Here is a 13534-nt window from a genome sequence, read left to right as displayed (position 1 = left end):
CGCGGGACGATGTACGACCTGAGTGATCTGGTATCGCCCGACGCGGTCGTCGCCGGGGTGAGCGCGGGCAGCAAGAAGAAGCTCTTCGCGCTGCTCGCCGACCTGGCGCACGCCGCCTATGGCGTCGATCCGGAGACGGTCGCAGCGAGCATCGCCGCGCGCGAGCGGCTGGGTTCGACCGGCTTTGGCGGCGGGATCGCGATTCCGCATTGCAAGATCGACGGGCTGGAGGCGGTGCGCTGCGTGGTGTGCCGCCTCGATCGGCAGATGGATTACGGCGCGGTGGACGATTCGCCGGTCGATCTGGTGTTCATGCTGCTGTCCCCGCGCAGCGCGGGGGCGGCGCACCTCAAGGCGCTCGCGCGGGTGTCGCGCTGCCTGCGCGATCGATCGTTCACCGCGAAGCTGCGGGGGGCGGGGTCGGCCGATGCGATCTATGCGCTGCTGACCGAAGCCGGAACGCATGACGCCGCCGCCTGAGCCGGCGCGGGGGTCGGCGGTCGGGGCGGAGGCACATTACCGCGCGCTCGAATCGCTCTATGCGGCGGCGCCGATCAACCAGCTGTTCGAATCGCAGCTGGAGATTCCCGAGCCGGGGCGCGCGCGGATCCGATTCACGATCGATGCGCGCCATTTCCACGCGGGCGGCGCGGCGCATGGCACGAGCTATTTCAAGATGCTCGACGACGCGGCCTTTTATGCGGCGAACAGCCTGGTCACCGATCGCTTCCTGCTCACCACCGCGTTCAACCTGCTGTTCACCAAGCCGCTCGGCCCCGGACCGGTGGTGGCGGAGGGGCGCTGGGTCAGCGGGCAGCGGCGCGTGTTCGTGGCAGAAGCGCGGTTGATCGACGAGTCGGGCGAGGAAGTCTCGCGCGGCACCGGCACCTTCATGAAATCGCGAATCCCGCTCGCCGGGCTGCCCGGCTATCGCGCCGACCCGCGATGATCGCGCGGCTGGCCAGCGGCCTGATCGTCAATGCGCTGGTCCGTCGCGTGAATGCCGAAGGCGGGAGCGCGATGGTGCTGGCGCGCGGCGACGCGGAGGCCGGGGCGATCCTGATCCTTGCGCTCGAACGCGGCGGAAATCCGCGCTTTTTCGAGCGCGGAATCGGGCCCGAGGGCGTGCCCGCGCTGGTGCGCAGCGGCCCGCTCGATCCCGGCGATCCTGGCGAGGTTTCAGACTATTGGCAGCGTCGGCGGGCGCGCGATCCCGATCTGTGGGTGCTGGAACTGGATATCGCTGATGCGGAACGGTTCGCCGCTGAAACGATCTTTAGCGGTTGACGACTCGTTTCGCCCGCGTCAAAGGCGCGCGCACATTAGTTCGCGTTGTGCCGTCGGGGTGTGAGACCGCCGGTTACGCAGTCGGGGGGACAGCCCGATCGGCCCAGGCACATCGCCATACCCGGCCGGATCGCGCACCAACCGCATAATATCGAAGTTGAATGACCTTCTCGATCCGTGCCGCGATCATCGCGGCAACGACCCTTGCCATTGCCGCAGGCATTGGCGCGACCGCTCCCGGCGTTGCCGGTGAGGCCGAAAAGACCCCGGTTGCAGCCATGAACGAAGCGGAACCCGATCAGGTTCCCACCATGGCCGAATCGCTCGCCGCGCTCGAGGAAGAGACGGCCGATTCCCGGATCATCGACGCGATCGACGAGACCGAGGCGACCTATCAGTCGCTTGCCGCTGCCGTCGCCGCGCAGCCCGCACTGTCCGACGATGCCGAGCTCAACTGCCTCGCGATCGGCGTCTATTACGAATCGAAGGGCGAACCGCTCGAGGGCCAGCTCGCGGTCGCCGAGGTCATCCTCAACCGCGCCAAGTCGCGGCGCTTTCCGGCGTCGGTCTGCGGCGTGCTGACCCAGCGCGGACAGTTCTCGTTCGTCCGCGGCGGGCGCCTGCCGCAGCCGCCGGTTAGCGCCCGCGCGTGGAAGACCGCGCTCGCCGTGGCGCAGGTCGCCCGCGACGATGCGTGGGACAGCCGCGTGTCGAACGCACTGTTCTTCCATGCCCGCTATGTTTCGCCCGGCTGGCGCCGCGCGCGGATCGGCAGCGTGGGGAACCACATCTTCTACCGCTGAGCCGCGCGTACGGGCTTCCGCTCGTTCGTCAAATGTTCTACAGGGCCGGGAATGGGTTCATCGCCATCCCCGGCCCTTTGCGCTGCCGACGATCGTGCCGGCGATGCGCCGCTTATCGCCGCCGACGTCACGCGCGGCGTGTGCCGCATGCTGCTGCGCCACGATTGCGTGGCGATGGCCGAAGTGCCGCTGGGCGACGGCCGCCGGGCGGACCTGATGGCGCTCAACGTGCGCGGCGAGATCGTGATCGTCGAGGTCAAGGTGTCGCGCGCCGACCTGCTGGGCGATGGGAAATGGGTCGACTATCTGCAGCATTGCGACCGCTATTTCTGGGCGGTGCCGGCCGGGTTCGACCTGTCGCCGCTCGACCGCCCCGATTTCCTGCCCGAACGCGCGGGGGTGATCGTCGCCGACCGGTATGACGCGGCGATCGTGCGCGAGGCGCGGACGGTGCCGCTTGCGAGCGCGACGCGGCGCAAATGCACCCTCGCCTTTGCCCGCCGCGCCGCGCGCCGGGTGATCACGCTGACCGATCCCGACGCCGACGGGCTCGGCTGGGGTGGCTGAGGGTCAGAGTTTCGGGCCGGACACCGCGCGCTTCGTGACCTTCGGCGCGTCCTTGAGCGCCTTGGCGATCGCCGGAGCGCGGGTATCGCGCGCCGCATAGTCGCGCGCGCTCATGCCGGCCAGGCGATCGACGATATCGGGGTCGGCGCCGTTCTGGAGCAGCAGTTCGACCAGTTCCGAGTCGCGGCGCTGGACCGCACGGATCAGCGGGGTCTCGCCGCCATTGTTGACGAGGTTCACATCGCCCTTGAGCCCGATCAGCGTGCGCACGCCTTCGGGCCAGGCCGATTCCACCGCCAGCATCATCGCGCTGTTCCCGGCGCCGTCCTGCAGATTCACATTGGCGCCGCGCGCCATGAGGAAGCGCAAATAGGTCAGGTCGCGACGCTTGCTCACGATATGGATCGCCGCCTCGCCCTTTTCGTCCTTGGCGTTGACGATCGTCTGACCGGGTTCGTTCAGATATTCGGTCACCTTGTTGCCGTCCTGCTCACGGACCGCCTTGAGGAAGAGATAGCTGTCGGAAAAACGCTGGGCGCCGACAGGAAGCGCCACGCACAGCAGCGCCGCGGCGAATACAAGGCCGGACGAACGGATCAACATGGTCGGAACATACCCCTGGTCAGATGCAAGTCTTGCCAGCCACGCCCTATCAGATCATGGGTCACCTTGTCATGAACAGGATGCTTCTCGTCGCACTCCCGCTGTCCCTTGCCCTTGCCGCGTGCGGCGGCGGCGGCCCGGCGGAGAAGTCGCTCGCCAACGCCCCGCTCGCCGGCGCATCAATCGGGGGGCCGTTCACGCTGGTGAACGGCGACGGCAAGACCGTCACCGACAAGGATTTCGCGGGCAAGTACCGCATCATGTATTTCGGCTACACCTTCTGCCCCGATGTCTGTCCGGTCGACGTCCAGAATATCGGCGGCGCGATGAAGCTGCTCGACAAGCAGAATCCCCAGCTGGCGGCGAAGATCGTGCCCGTCTTCGTGACGATCGATCCGGCGCGCGATACCCCGGCGGTGGTCAAGGAATTCACCAGCGCCTTCTATCCGCGCATGGTCGGCCTCACCGGCACGGCGGAGCAGGTCGATGCGGCCGCCAAAGTCTATCGCGTCCCCTATGCCAAGCGCGAGACGCCGAGCGGCTATCTGATGGACCATGGGCGCCAGGCCTATCTGATGGGTCCCAATGGCGAACCGATCGCACTGCTGCCGCAGGAGCAGAGCCCCGACGCGATCGTGGCGGAGATCGAGCGCTGGATCGGGTGAAGCCTTTCTGGGAGCAGCCGCTCGCCACGCTCGACCGCGCGCAATGGGAGGCGCTGTGCGACGGGTGCGGCAAATGCTGCCTGCACAAGATCGAGGATGCCGATACCGGCGAACTCTACGCGACCAATGTCGCCTGTCGCCTGCTCGATCGCCATGCCGGGCAGTGCAGCGACTATCGCCACCGCCACGCCTATGTTTCGGAGTGCGTGCGGCTGACTGCGGGCAAGGTGGGGGAGATCGCCTGGCTGCCGCAGACCTGTGCCTATCGCCTGCGCGCCGCCGACGCGCCGCTGCCCGACTGGCATTATCTGGTCAGCGGAAGCCGCGAGAGCGTGCATGAGGCGGGCGAATCGGTGCGCGGCTGGACGGTATCGGAAGTCAGCGCCGGGGATCTCGAGAATCATATGGTCGACCGCATCCTGTGATTCCGCCGATCGAGGTCGTCCGGCATCCGCGCGCGCGCCAGATGCGGCTGTCGGTCGACAATGCCACGGGGGCGATCCGGCTGACGCTGCCGCCGCGCGCACCGGTCGGTCCGGCGCTGCGCTGGGCCGAGGGGCAGGGGGAGTGGATCGCGCGCGCGCTGGCCAACCGCGCCCCGCCGCAGCCGTTCGAGCCCGGCGCGACGATCCTGTATCAGGGAGAAGAGGTCGGGCTGGACTGGGACAGCGGCTTTCCGCGCACGCCCCTGCTGGATGACGGCAAGATCATCGCCGGCGGACCGCGCGAGGGCTATGAACGCCGCATCGAGCGCTGGCTGCGCCGCGTCGCGCTCGACATTTTGAGCGCCGAGACCGCAGACTATGCCGCGCGCTCGGGCGTGTCGGTCAGCAAGGTCGCGGTCGGCGATCCCAAGGGGCGCTGGGGCAGCTGCGCGTCATCCGGGGTGATCCGCTATAGCTGGCGCCTGATCCTTGCCCCGCCCGAGGTGCGGCGCGCGACGGTCGCGCACGAGGTGGCACACCGCACGCACATGAATCACGGTCCGGCATTCCATGCGCTGGTCCGCACGCTGTACGGGCGCGATCCGGCGCCGCAGCGGGCCTGGCTGCGCGCCAACGCGATGCGGCTTCACTCGTTCGGACGGATATCCTGAGGCTGGCGTAACGGTTCGCGCTGGTCGCGCGAGTCGCGCTGCTGTTCGCGTTGCTGTTCTCTGGGCAGGTCGCGGGGCGGAATGCGGTCGACCGGCGGCGAATCGCGGCGCGGCGGGGGCGCGTCGCGCGGGCGATCGCGGCCGGTCATCCGGTCGATCCAGTCCTGATCGATCTCGCCGTCATCCTCGGTCCCGGGCGCCGTCGGGTCGGCCGCCGGATCGGCCGGAGACTCATCGCGCGCGATCGGATTGCCGTCCGCATCGACGAACACGCCGTTATCGGGTTCGCCCCACACTTCCTGATCCGGCTCCATCTGCCATTCGGGCAGGGTGACCTCGGTATCGAATTCCTCGACCGGCCGATCGGCGACCGCGGTCTTCATGAAGCTCGAAAACGCGCGCGCTGGAGCGGTGCCGCCCTGTAGCCCGCCGACGCGCTTGGCATCGTCGCGGCCCATCCACACCCCGGTCGTCAGCCCCGAGGAGAAGCCGAGGAACCAGCCATCCTTGTTCGAGGTCGTCGTGCCGGTCTTGCCCGCGACCGGGCGCCCGATCTGTGCGGCCCTGCCGGTCCCGGTGTTGACCGCGGTCTGCAGCAGATCGGTCATCTGCGCCGCGACATAGGGGGCGACGAGCACGCGCGAGGTATCGACCTCATGGCTGTAGATCACCGCGCCGTTCGCGGTGACGCGAGTGATCGCATAGGGGGTAACGGCCACCCCCTTCTGCCCGACCGAGGCGAAGGCGCGGGTCATGTCGATCAGGCGGACGTTGGAGGTGCCGAGCACCATCGCCGGCTGGGTGTTCACCGGAGTGGTGATGCCGAAGCGCCGGGCCATGTCGGCGACGGTGCCGTAGCCGACCTCGTCGCCCAGCTTTGCCGCGACGGTGTTGATCGAATAGGCGAAGGCCGAACGCAGCGTCATCTCGCCCGAGAAGCGGCCCGAACTGTTGCGCGGGCTCCACCCCTTGATCGTCACGGGTTCGTCGACCACGCGGTCGTCGACCTTGTGCCCCGCCTCGAGCGCGGCGAGATAGACGAACAGCTTGAACGCCGATCCCGGCTGGCGCGTCGCCTGGGTCGCGCGATTGTAGTTCGACGACACATAGTCGCGCCCACCGACCATTGCGCGCACCGCGCCGTCGCGATCGAGGCTGACCAGCGCGCCCTGTACCCCGGCCGGGGTATTCGCCTGAATCGACTGGGTCGCGGCGTTCTGCATCTTGAGGTCGATCGTGGTCCAGACGTCGAGCGGGGCGACGGTCTCGTCGATCAGCACCTCGAGCTGGGGCAGCGCCCAGTCGGTGAAATAGCGCACGCTGTTCTGCTTGGGCGCGGCGGCGAGCTTGACCTCGGCCGGGCGCGCGGTCGCGGCTTCCGCGGCGGTGAGCGCGCCGGTCTCGACCATCACGTCGAGCACGACGCTGGCACGGCCGACCGCCGCCTGGGCGTCGGCGGTGGGGGAGTAGCGCGACGGCGCCTTGACCAGTCCTGCAATCACGGCGGATTCGGACAGGGTCAGGTTGGTGGCGGGATGGCTGAAGAAGGTGCGCGAGGCGGCATCGATGCCATAGGCGCCACCGCCGAAATAGACCTTGTTCAGATAGAGTTCGAGGATCTGGTTCTTGGTGAACTTGCGCTCGAGCGCAAGCGCGAGGATCATCTCGCGGATCTTGCGCCCGACGTCATATTTGTTCGACAGGAAGATCGTCCGGGCGACCTGCTGCGTGATCGTGGACGCGCCCTGAAGCCGGCGGCCGGTGCCGCGATTGTCGATCGCGAACTTGGTGATGCGTGCCAGCGCGACCGGATCGACGCCCCAATGCTCGCGGAAGCGCCGATCCTCGATCGCCACCATCGCGTCGCGCATCGCGGCGGGAATCTTGTCATACTCGATCCACTCGCCATAGCTCGGGCCGAGCGAGACGATCACCGTGCCGTCGGCGGCGTGGACGCGGATCATCTGGCCGTTGGGCGAGGATTTGAGCTCCTCATAGCTCGGCAGCGATGCCTTGGCGGTGTAGACCGCGATCAGCAGCGCGACGAACGCGGCGAGCGCGGACAAGGCGATGCCGCCCCCGACCCAGAGGAGGATGCGGCGCGCCTTGGGCGAGAGCTTTGGCTTGCGAGTGGCCATGATACGGTCTGTGCCGATCTATGCGTGAACCGGGGCTGTCACAAGCGAATCAACGCGGCGGCTCAATCGCCGTCGGACGCGGCGCGCGGGCGGAATTCGAGCGCGACCGAATTGATGCAGTAGCGCAACCCGGTCGGCGGCGGGCCATCGGGGAAGACATGGCCCTGATGCCCGTCGCAGCGGGCGCAGCGCACCTCGACCCGCTCCATGCCGTGGCTCGAATCGCGATGTTCGCTGACATGCTCGGCATCGACCGGGCGGGTGAAGCTCGGCCAGCCGGAGCCGGAATCATATTTGTCGTCGCTGTCGAACAGGTCGAGATGACATCCCGCGCAGCGATAGACGCCGTCGGCCTTGTTATCCGACAGCGCGCCGGAAAAGGCGCGTTCGGTCCCCGCTTCGCGGAGGACATGATATTGCGCGGGGGTGAGGCGCTGACGCCACTCCGACTCGGAAAGGTTGAGCTGATCCATGTCCGCTGATGTGTGGTCGCGGGGGCGCGGCGTCAATCGGCCGGCTGGTCCTTGTGCGCCCACCACAATTGCGCCGGCGGCACGTTCCACCATTCCATCGCATGGTCGATGCGCGGGAAATGCGGGGTCAGGAAATTGCGGACATTCGGGTTGAACTGATAGACGAGGAACTGGCCGCCGGGGCGCAGCACGGTGTGCGTCGCGGTGGCGATCGCCTCGCCCACGCCCGGGGGGAGCGTCGAAAACGGCAGGCCCGACAGGACATAGTCGGCATGGGTCGCGCCATGATCGGCGACGATCGCGCCGACATCGGCGGCCGATCCGTGGATCGCGGAGAAGCGTGGATCGACGATCGCCTGGCGCAGATAGGCGACGAAATCAGGGTTGGTGTCGATCGCGATATAGCGCGCGTCCGGACCCAGCCGATCGAGGACGGGGCGGCAGAAGGTGCCGACGCCCGGACCATATTCCACGAACACCTGCGTCGTTTCCCAGTCGACCGGGGCGAGCATCTTGCGGATGAGCTTGCCCGAGGATGGGATGATCGATCCGACCATCACCGGGTGCTTGAAGAATCCCTGAAGAAAGACGGCCTGCGGCGAGAGGGGGCGCGAAGGCTTGCGTTTCGCGCGGGCAATGGTGGTCGAACCGGTCATCAACTTCCCTCTGTCGGTGTCACGCTGCTGTAGGACAGGTGCCATGCCCGTGTCATCAGTGACGTGCGATCGTTAACGATCTTCGCGTCGCGACGGTTGCGCAGGGAGCCGAATCGTTTCATTCAGCAACCCATGACGCACCCGCGCGCAGGCCAGGTCGCTGTGATCTTCGTATCCGAATCGACCGGTTCGGACGAGCCCGGCTATGCCGCCGCCGCCGCGGCGATGGGCGAGCTGGTCGCGCGCCAGCCGGGCTTTCGCGGAGTCGACTGGGTCGGCAACCCGGACGGGGGCGAGATTACGATCAGCTATTGGGCCGACGATGCCAGCGCCGCGGCGTGGCGCGACCACCCCGATCATGCGCGAATCCAGCATGAAGGGCGCGGCAAATGGCTCCAACGCTATGACCTGATGGTCGTCGACATCCGTCGCGGCCATATCTGGGAACGGTGAACGCGCCACGCTTCGATCGCACCTTTGCGATCCTGTTCGCGGTGATGTTCGTCATCGCCGCGGGCAATACCGCGCTGCAATCGGTGCTGCCCGCGCTCGGACGGTCGCTCGGCGTGCCCGACAGCGCGGTCGCGGCGGCCTTTTCGGTGTCGGCGCTGCTGTGGACGCTCGCCGCGCCACTCTGGGCGAACCGGTCGGACCGGCATGGCCGCCGCAACATGGTGCTGCTCGGCCAGATCGGGCTGACCGCGTCGCTGTTCCTGTGCGGGCTGTTCCTCGCCGCCGGGATCAATGGCTGGATCGCGCCGGTCACCGCCTTTGCCTTCTTCGTCGTGGCGCGGATGATCTATGGCGGGTTCGGATCGGCCGCGCCGCCCGCGATCCAGGCGATCGTGGCGTCGCGCACCGGCCGCGACGAACGGACCAAGGCGCTGACGCTGCTGGGATCCGCGTTCGGGCTTGGCACCATCCTGGGTCCCGCGATCGCACCGCATCTGGTGATGGGCGACCTGTGGCGCGGCGGGCCGACCGTGGGGCTGGCGGGGCCGGCGCTGATCTTCAGCGGGGTGGCGCTCGCGATGCTGTTCGGGGTCGCCCGGCTGCTGCCGCGCACGGTCGACGACCCGCTGAGCCATGGCGCGGCGTCGAGCTATCCGTCGATCGGCGGGCAGGCGAGCGGGGCGAGCGTCACCGCGGCGACCGCCGACAAGGTCCAGCCGATCGGCTTTCTCGACCGTCGCGTGCGCGCGTGGATGATCTGCGGACTGGTGCTGGGCCATGCGCAGGCGATGGCGGGTCAGGTGATCGGATTCCTGATCATCGACCGGCTGGGCGTCGCGCCGCTGGAGGCGATCGAGGCGACCGGACTCGTGCTGATGATGGGCGCGGGGTCGGCGCTGCTCGCGCAATGGGGGATCATCCCGCTGCTGGGGCTCAACCCGCGCCAGCTGATGCTGATCGGCCTCAGCCTCAGCGCGCTGGGCTGCCTTGCCACCGGCACCGCGACCAGCCTGTACGGGATCGCCACCGCCTATGCGCTGACGACGCTAGGCTTCGGCTTCTCAAGGCCGGGCTTCACCGCCGGATCGTCGCTGGCGGTAGGCCAGCACGCGCAGGGATCGGTGGCGGGCAAGGTGACGTCGATCAACGGCGCGGCGTTCATCCTGGGCCCGTCGATCGGCGTGGCGCTCTATGGCGGATGGCGGCCGCTCCCCTATCTGGTCGCGGCCGCCGCCCTGGCGTTGCTGGTCGTGTACGGGTGGATCAGTCTTCGTGTTTCTGACCCCGCGGCTGGAGCATCCCCGGGCCGATAAAGCCGATCGGGTTCAGCGCCACCGCGTCCTGCTTCATCTTGGAGACGATCTGTTCGTACTCGCGCTCCATTTCCGGGGTCACGGTGGCGCGCGAATCGGCGAGCGCCGCTTCGAAATGCGCCATCGTCACCCGGCTCGCGGGCGGGCGTTCGCGCAGCGCGGCAAGACCCGCGCGGCGCGTGACGTCCTCCAGATCCGCGCCGGTGAAGCGTTCGGTCCGCGCGGCCACCGCGGCGAGATCGACATCCTCGGCCAGCGGCATCTTCTGCGTCTGGATCTTGAGGATGCGCTCACGCCCCGGCGCGTCGGGCACGCCGACATAGATCAGCTCGTCGAGGCGGCCCGGCCGCATCAGCGCCGGATCGATCAGGTTCGGGCGGTTGGTCGCGCCGATCACCACAACCGACTGCAGCTCTTCCAGCCCGTCCATCTCGGCGAGAATCGTGTTGACCACGCGCTCGGTCACCTGCGGCTCGCCCATCCCCGATCCGCGTGCGGGAACGAGGCTGTCGAGCTCGTCGATGAAGATGACGCACGGTGCGACCTGACGCGCGCGCGCGAACAGGCGGGCGATCTGCTGCTCGCTCTCGCCATACCATTTGGATAGGAGGTCACTCGACTTGGTGGCGATGAAATTCGCCTCCGCCTCGCGCGCGACCGCCTTGGCGAGCAAGGTCTTGCCGGTGCCGGGCGGACCGTAGAGCAGGAAGCCCTTGGCCGGGCGGATGCCGAGGCGCCGGAACGCGTCGGGATCGCGCATCGGCAGCTCGACGCCTTCCTTGAGGCGCATCTGGGCCTCGTCGAGGCCGCCGACATCCTCCCATTTGACGTTGGGCTTCTGCACCATCACCTCGCGCATCGCGCTCGGCTGGACGCGCTTCAATGCCTCGACAAAATCCTCACGCGTGACGGCGAGCGTTTCGAGCACCTCGGCGGGGATCGTCTTCTCGCCGAGATTGAGCTTGGGCATGATCCGCCGCACCGCTTCGATCGCCGCCTCGCGCGCGAGCGCAGCGATGTCGGCACCGACGAAACCGAAAGTGGTGCGGGCGAGCTCGCCCAGATCGACGCGATCCTCGATCGGCATGCCGCGGGTGTGGATGCCGAGGATTTCGCGGCGCCCGCGCTCGTCGGGGACGCCGACGATGATCTCACGGTCGAAGCGGCCGGGTCGCCGCAGCGCCTCGTCGATCGCCTCGGGCCGGTTGGTCGCGGCGATGACGACGATGTTGGCGCGTGCCTCGAGCCCGTCCATCAGCGTCAGCAGCTGCGCGACAAGGCGTTTTTCCGCCTCGCCCGACACCTGCCCACGCTTGGGCGCGATCGAATCGATCTCGTCGATGAAGACGATCGAGGGTGCATTCTTCGCCGCTTCCTCGAACACGTCGCGCAACCGCTTTTCCGATTCGCCATAGGCCGAGCCCATGATCTCGGGCCCGTTGATCAGGAAGAATTGCGCGTCAGATTCATTGGCGACGGCGCGTGCGAGCCGCGTCTTGCCGGTGCCGGGCGGCCCATGCAGCAGGACCCCCTTGGGCGGATCGACGCCGAGCCGCTGGAACAGTTCGGGATAGCGCAGCGGCAGCTCGACCATCTCGCGCAGCTGGTCGATCGTCGCGGCCATGCCGCCGATATCGTCATAGGTGACGTCGGCGCGGCGCAGTTCGCGCGCCTCCTCGAACTCGTTGCGCAGCTCGATCTCGGTATCGGCATCGATATGGACGATCCCGCGCGGGGTGGCCGAGACGACGAGCAGGCGGATTTCCTGCAGGGCATAGGCCGGCGCGCGCAGATGCTGGAGCACGTTGGGCGGCATGTCGGCGACGCGCTGCTGCCCGACGGTGGAGATGGTGTCGCCCTGACACAGCGGGCGGCCGAGAAAGGTGCGCTTCAGCGCGTCGCCCGATCCCTCGAGCCGCAGGTCGCGGCGCGCGGGCGCGAAGACGACGCGGGTGGCGGGGCGCGATTCGGCCTTGCGCACCTCGACGAAATCGCCCGAACCGACGCCGGCATTGGCGCGCTGGAGCCCGTCGATCCGGAGCAGGTCGAGCCCTTCATCCTCGCTGTACGGAAACACCGCGCGCGCCGGCGTGGTGCGCTTGCCGATGATCTCGACCACGTCGCCCTGCTGGACGCCAAGCGCGTCCATCATCGCGCGCGGGAGATGCGCCAGGCCGCGGCCGCTATCCTCCGGTCGGGAGTTGGCGACCTGCAATTTGCGTGTCGGGGCGTCTTCGGTATCAGCCATCGGCTCTCCTTCCAGGCATCCGTGACGCGCCAGATAGGCAGCGGGTTCCGCATCGCCTAGGTGCCAGATCGTTTCACGCGCGATTCGGGCAAAAAAAAGGGCCGGTCCGTGGACCAGCCCATGAAAGGTTTAGGAGAGGATGCCTGAAAGGCACGCCCTATGTGCAGTGCGGCGAGTTTTTGTGCAAGTGCGAAGAGAGTGGGATACGGTTGCAAATTCTGCAATCTGTAACATTCGGCGGGTATAGGCTTTCGCAGGGGGCATGGGGCCCTTTGTCCGGGAGTGGGTTGCAAAGTGATACGCTGCACCACAGAAATATAGCCGATGCGCAGGCTGCCGCCCCTCACCGCCATCGAGGCATTCGTCCAGGTCGCGCGGCTGGGTTCGGTCAAGGCCGCGTCGGAGGAGCTTGCGCTGTCGTCCCCGGCATTGAGCCGCCGCGTCCAGGCGCTCGAACGCTTCGTCGGCAAGCAGCTGTTCGAGCGGCGCCACCAGTCGATGAAGCTGAATGCCGAGGGCGAGCGCCTGCTGCACCTGATCGCGCCCGCGCTCGACACGATGAGCGATGCGATCGAGAGCATGACCAGCGGCGCCGAACTGCTGCGGCTGCGGCTGGGAACGCCGTCGCTGTTCGCGACGCAGCGGCTGTTGCCGCATCTGACCGATTTGCGCGCCGTGCATCCGCAACTCCACCTCGACATCGATACCGGCGGGCATGGCATGTCGCGGCTGGGCGACGGGCTGGATGCCGCGATCGTGCTGGCGCGCGATATCGAACCGACGCTGTACGGGCGCCGGCTCGACCGCAACCGCATTCGTCCGGTGGCGGCGCGGCGGCTGGCACAGGGCGCCGAAGCGATCGGACGACCCGAGCAACTGGCGGGCTATTCGATTCTGGCACATCGCGACATGGCGGACAGTTTCGAAATCTGGCGCACCGCGCTGGGCCTGCCCGATCTGGAGCCGGTGTCGATCGACCTGTTCGATTCGGGGTCGCTGATGCTGGAGGCCGCCGCACAGGGGGTGGGGGTCGCCTTCATGCTCGATTCGCACCGCATCGACCCCGACGATCCGCGCATCGCGACCCTGTTCGGCGAGCCGAGCGTCAGGAGTCCGTACAGCTACTGGTTCGTGTGCCGCCCGCGCGCGCTGGAACAGCGGCCGGTGAAGCTGTTCCATGACTGGCTGATCGGGCTGATCGATATCGAGGGGTAGGGCGGTCAGGCTCGCGT

General features: G+C 67.8%; 16 protein-coding genes. 11 read left to right on the top strand and 5 right to left on the bottom strand.

Annotated elements, in window-relative coordinates; translation table 11 throughout:
• Window positions 1-9: 9 nt before the first annotated feature.
• The 5 genes from ABS767_RS04490 to ABS767_RS04470 all read left to right on the top strand — a co-directional run bounded on the left by ABS767_RS04490 (window position 10) and on the right by ABS767_RS04470 (window position 2657).
• Window positions 10-480, top strand: a complete 471-nt coding sequence (locus ABS767_RS04490) for a PTS sugar transporter subunit IIA (protein ID WP_408077158.1) — start codon at window positions 10-12, stop codon at window positions 478-480.
• Entirely contained in the window at window positions 464-949 is a 486-nt protein-coding gene (locus ABS767_RS04485) for a PaaI family thioesterase (protein WP_408077157.1), read from the top strand. Before ABS767_RS04490 ends, ABS767_RS04485 begins: the two co-directional genes overlap by 17 nt.
• Window positions 946-1287, top strand: a complete 342-nt coding sequence (locus ABS767_RS04480; protein WP_408077156.1) for a DUF1491 family protein — start codon at window positions 946-948, stop codon at window positions 1285-1287. The genes ABS767_RS04485 and ABS767_RS04480 overlap by 4 nt, the downstream gene beginning before the upstream one ends.
• A gap of 161 nt (window positions 1288-1448) precedes the next feature.
• Entirely contained in the window at window positions 1449-2090 is a 642-nt protein-coding gene (locus tag ABS767_RS04475) for a cell wall hydrolase (RefSeq protein WP_408077155.1), read from the top strand.
• 51 nt (window positions 2091-2141) lie between these two features.
• Window positions 2142-2657, top strand: a complete 516-nt coding sequence (locus tag ABS767_RS04470; RefSeq protein ID WP_408077154.1) for an MmcB family DNA repair protein — start codon at window positions 2142-2144, stop codon at window positions 2655-2657.
• A 3-nt stretch (window positions 2658-2660) separates the two neighbouring features.
• Here the strand turns inward: ABS767_RS04470 and ABS767_RS04465 are convergent, their stop codons facing one another.
• Entirely contained in the window at window positions 2661-3260 is a 600-nt protein-coding gene (locus tag ABS767_RS04465; RefSeq protein WP_408077153.1) for an ankyrin repeat domain-containing protein, read from the bottom strand.
• Window positions 3261-3331: 71 nt separating this feature from the next.
• On the opposite strand from ABS767_RS04465, the gene ABS767_RS04460 reads away from it, so the two are divergent.
• Genes ABS767_RS04460 through ABS767_RS04450 form a run of 3 tightly spaced genes read left to right on the top strand, consistent with a single transcriptional unit; the run spans window position 3332 to window position 5021 of the window.
• Window positions 3332-3925 carry an SCO family protein gene (locus ABS767_RS04460; RefSeq protein WP_408077152.1) on the top strand — a complete coding sequence of 198 codons (594 nt, stop codon included), beginning with the start codon at window positions 3332-3334 and terminating at the stop codon, window positions 3923-3925.
• Window positions 3922-4350, top strand: a complete 429-nt coding sequence (locus ABS767_RS04455; RefSeq protein ID WP_408077151.1) for a YcgN family cysteine cluster protein — start codon at window positions 3922-3924, stop codon at window positions 4348-4350. Before ABS767_RS04460 ends, ABS767_RS04455 begins: the two co-directional genes overlap by 4 nt.
• Entirely contained in the window at window positions 4347-5021 is a 675-nt protein-coding gene (locus tag ABS767_RS04450; RefSeq protein WP_408077150.1) for a M48 family metallopeptidase, read from the top strand. Before ABS767_RS04455 ends, ABS767_RS04450 begins: the two co-directional genes overlap by 4 nt.
• On the opposite strand, the gene ABS767_RS04445 is transcribed toward ABS767_RS04450, so the two are convergent.
• The 3 genes from ABS767_RS04445 to ABS767_RS04435 form a co-directional block, all read right to left on the bottom strand.
• On the bottom strand, window positions 4997-7159 hold the full coding sequence (locus ABS767_RS04445) for a transglycosylase domain-containing protein (protein WP_408077149.1): 2163 nt from the start codon (window positions 7157-7159) through the stop codon (window positions 4997-4999). The genes ABS767_RS04450 and ABS767_RS04445 overlap by 25 nt on opposite strands.
• Window positions 7160-7221: 62 nt before the next feature.
• Entirely contained in the window at window positions 7222-7632 is a 411-nt protein-coding gene (gene msrB, locus ABS767_RS04440; RefSeq protein WP_408077148.1) for a peptide-methionine (R)-S-oxide reductase MsrB, read from the bottom strand.
• A 32-nt stretch (window positions 7633-7664) separates the two neighbouring features.
• Window positions 7665-8288: a class I SAM-dependent methyltransferase gene (locus tag ABS767_RS04435; RefSeq protein WP_408077147.1), complete on the bottom strand. Its 624-nt coding sequence runs from the start codon at window positions 8286-8288 to the stop codon at window positions 7665-7667.
• A 132-nt stretch (window positions 8289-8420) separates the two neighbouring features.
• Between ABS767_RS04435 and ABS767_RS04430 the strand changes: the two genes are divergently transcribed.
• Window positions 8421-8741, top strand: coding sequence for an antibiotic biosynthesis monooxygenase (locus tag ABS767_RS04430; RefSeq protein WP_408077146.1), 321 nt, complete (start codon window positions 8421-8423; stop codon window positions 8739-8741).
• Window positions 8742-8785: 44 nt separating this feature from the next.
• Window positions 8786-10054: an MFS transporter gene (locus ABS767_RS04425; RefSeq protein ID WP_408078650.1), complete on the top strand. Its 1269-nt coding sequence runs from the start codon at window positions 8786-8788 to the stop codon at window positions 10052-10054.
• On the opposite strand, the gene ABS767_RS04420 is transcribed toward ABS767_RS04425, so the two are convergent.
• On the bottom strand, window positions 10005-12302 hold the full coding sequence (locus tag ABS767_RS04420; RefSeq protein WP_408077145.1) for a CDC48 family AAA ATPase: 2298 nt from the start codon (window positions 12300-12302) through the stop codon (window positions 10005-10007). The genes ABS767_RS04425 and ABS767_RS04420 overlap by 50 nt on opposite strands.
• A gap of 324 nt (window positions 12303-12626) precedes the next feature.
• Between ABS767_RS04420 and ABS767_RS04415 the strand changes: the two genes are divergently transcribed.
• Window positions 12627-13517 carry a LysR substrate-binding domain-containing protein gene (locus ABS767_RS04415; protein ID WP_408077144.1) on the top strand — a complete coding sequence of 297 codons (891 nt, stop codon included), beginning with the start codon at window positions 12627-12629 and terminating at the stop codon, window positions 13515-13517.
• Window positions 13518-13534 lie beyond the last annotated feature (17 nt).

This window comes from Sphingomonas plantiphila (assembly GCF_046000505.1).
GTDB classification, from domain to species: Bacteria; Pseudomonadota; Alphaproteobacteria; order Sphingomonadales; family Sphingomonadaceae; genus Sphingomonas; species Sphingomonas plantiphila.
The sequence above is the reverse complement of the archived record's forward strand: the minus strand, read 5'-3'. Positions and strand labels throughout refer to the sequence as shown.

Coding starts and splice junctions, on each gene's coding strand:
- ABS767_RS04490 (WP_408077158.1), top strand. CDS start 10: ATGTACGACCTGAGTGATCTGGTATCGCCCGACGCGGTCGTCGCCGGG.
- ABS767_RS04485 (WP_408077157.1), top strand. CDS start 464: ATGACGCCGCCGCCTGAGCCGGCGCGGGGGTCGGCGGTCGGGGCGGAG.
- ABS767_RS04480 (WP_408077156.1), top strand. CDS start 946: ATGATCGCGCGGCTGGCCAGCGGCCTGATCGTCAATGCGCTGGTCCGT.
- ABS767_RS04475 (WP_408077155.1), top strand. CDS start 1,449: ATGACCTTCTCGATCCGTGCCGCGATCATCGCGGCAACGACCCTTGCC.
- ABS767_RS04470 (WP_408077154.1), top strand. CDS start 2,142: ATGGGTTCATCGCCATCCCCGGCCCTTTGCGCTGCCGACGATCGTGCC.
- ABS767_RS04465 (WP_408077153.1), bottom strand. CDS start 3,260: ATGTTGATCCGTTCGTCCGGCCTTGTATTCGCCGCGGCGCTGCTGTGC.
- ABS767_RS04460 (WP_408077152.1), top strand. CDS start 3,332: ATGAACAGGATGCTTCTCGTCGCACTCCCGCTGTCCCTTGCCCTTGCC.
- ABS767_RS04445 (WP_408077149.1), bottom strand. CDS start 7,159: ATGGCCACTCGCAAGCCAAAGCTCTCGCCCAAGGCGCGCCGCATCCTC.
- msrB (WP_408077148.1), bottom strand. CDS start 7,632: ATGGATCAGCTCAACCTTTCCGAGTCGGAGTGGCGTCAGCGCCTCACC.
- ABS767_RS04435 (WP_408077147.1), bottom strand. CDS start 8,288: ATGACCGGTTCGACCACCATTGCCCGCGCGAAACGCAAGCCTTCGCGC.
- ABS767_RS04430 (WP_408077146.1), top strand. CDS start 8,421: ATGACGCACCCGCGCGCAGGCCAGGTCGCTGTGATCTTCGTATCCGAA.
- ABS767_RS04425 (WP_408078650.1), top strand. CDS start 8,786: ATGTTCGTCATCGCCGCGGGCAATACCGCGCTGCAATCGGTGCTGCCC.
- ABS767_RS04420 (WP_408077145.1), bottom strand. CDS start 12,302: ATGGCTGATACCGAAGACGCCCCGACACGCAAATTGCAGGTCGCCAAC.
- ABS767_RS04415 (WP_408077144.1), top strand. CDS start 12,627: ATGCGCAGGCTGCCGCCCCTCACCGCCATCGAGGCATTCGTCCAGGTC.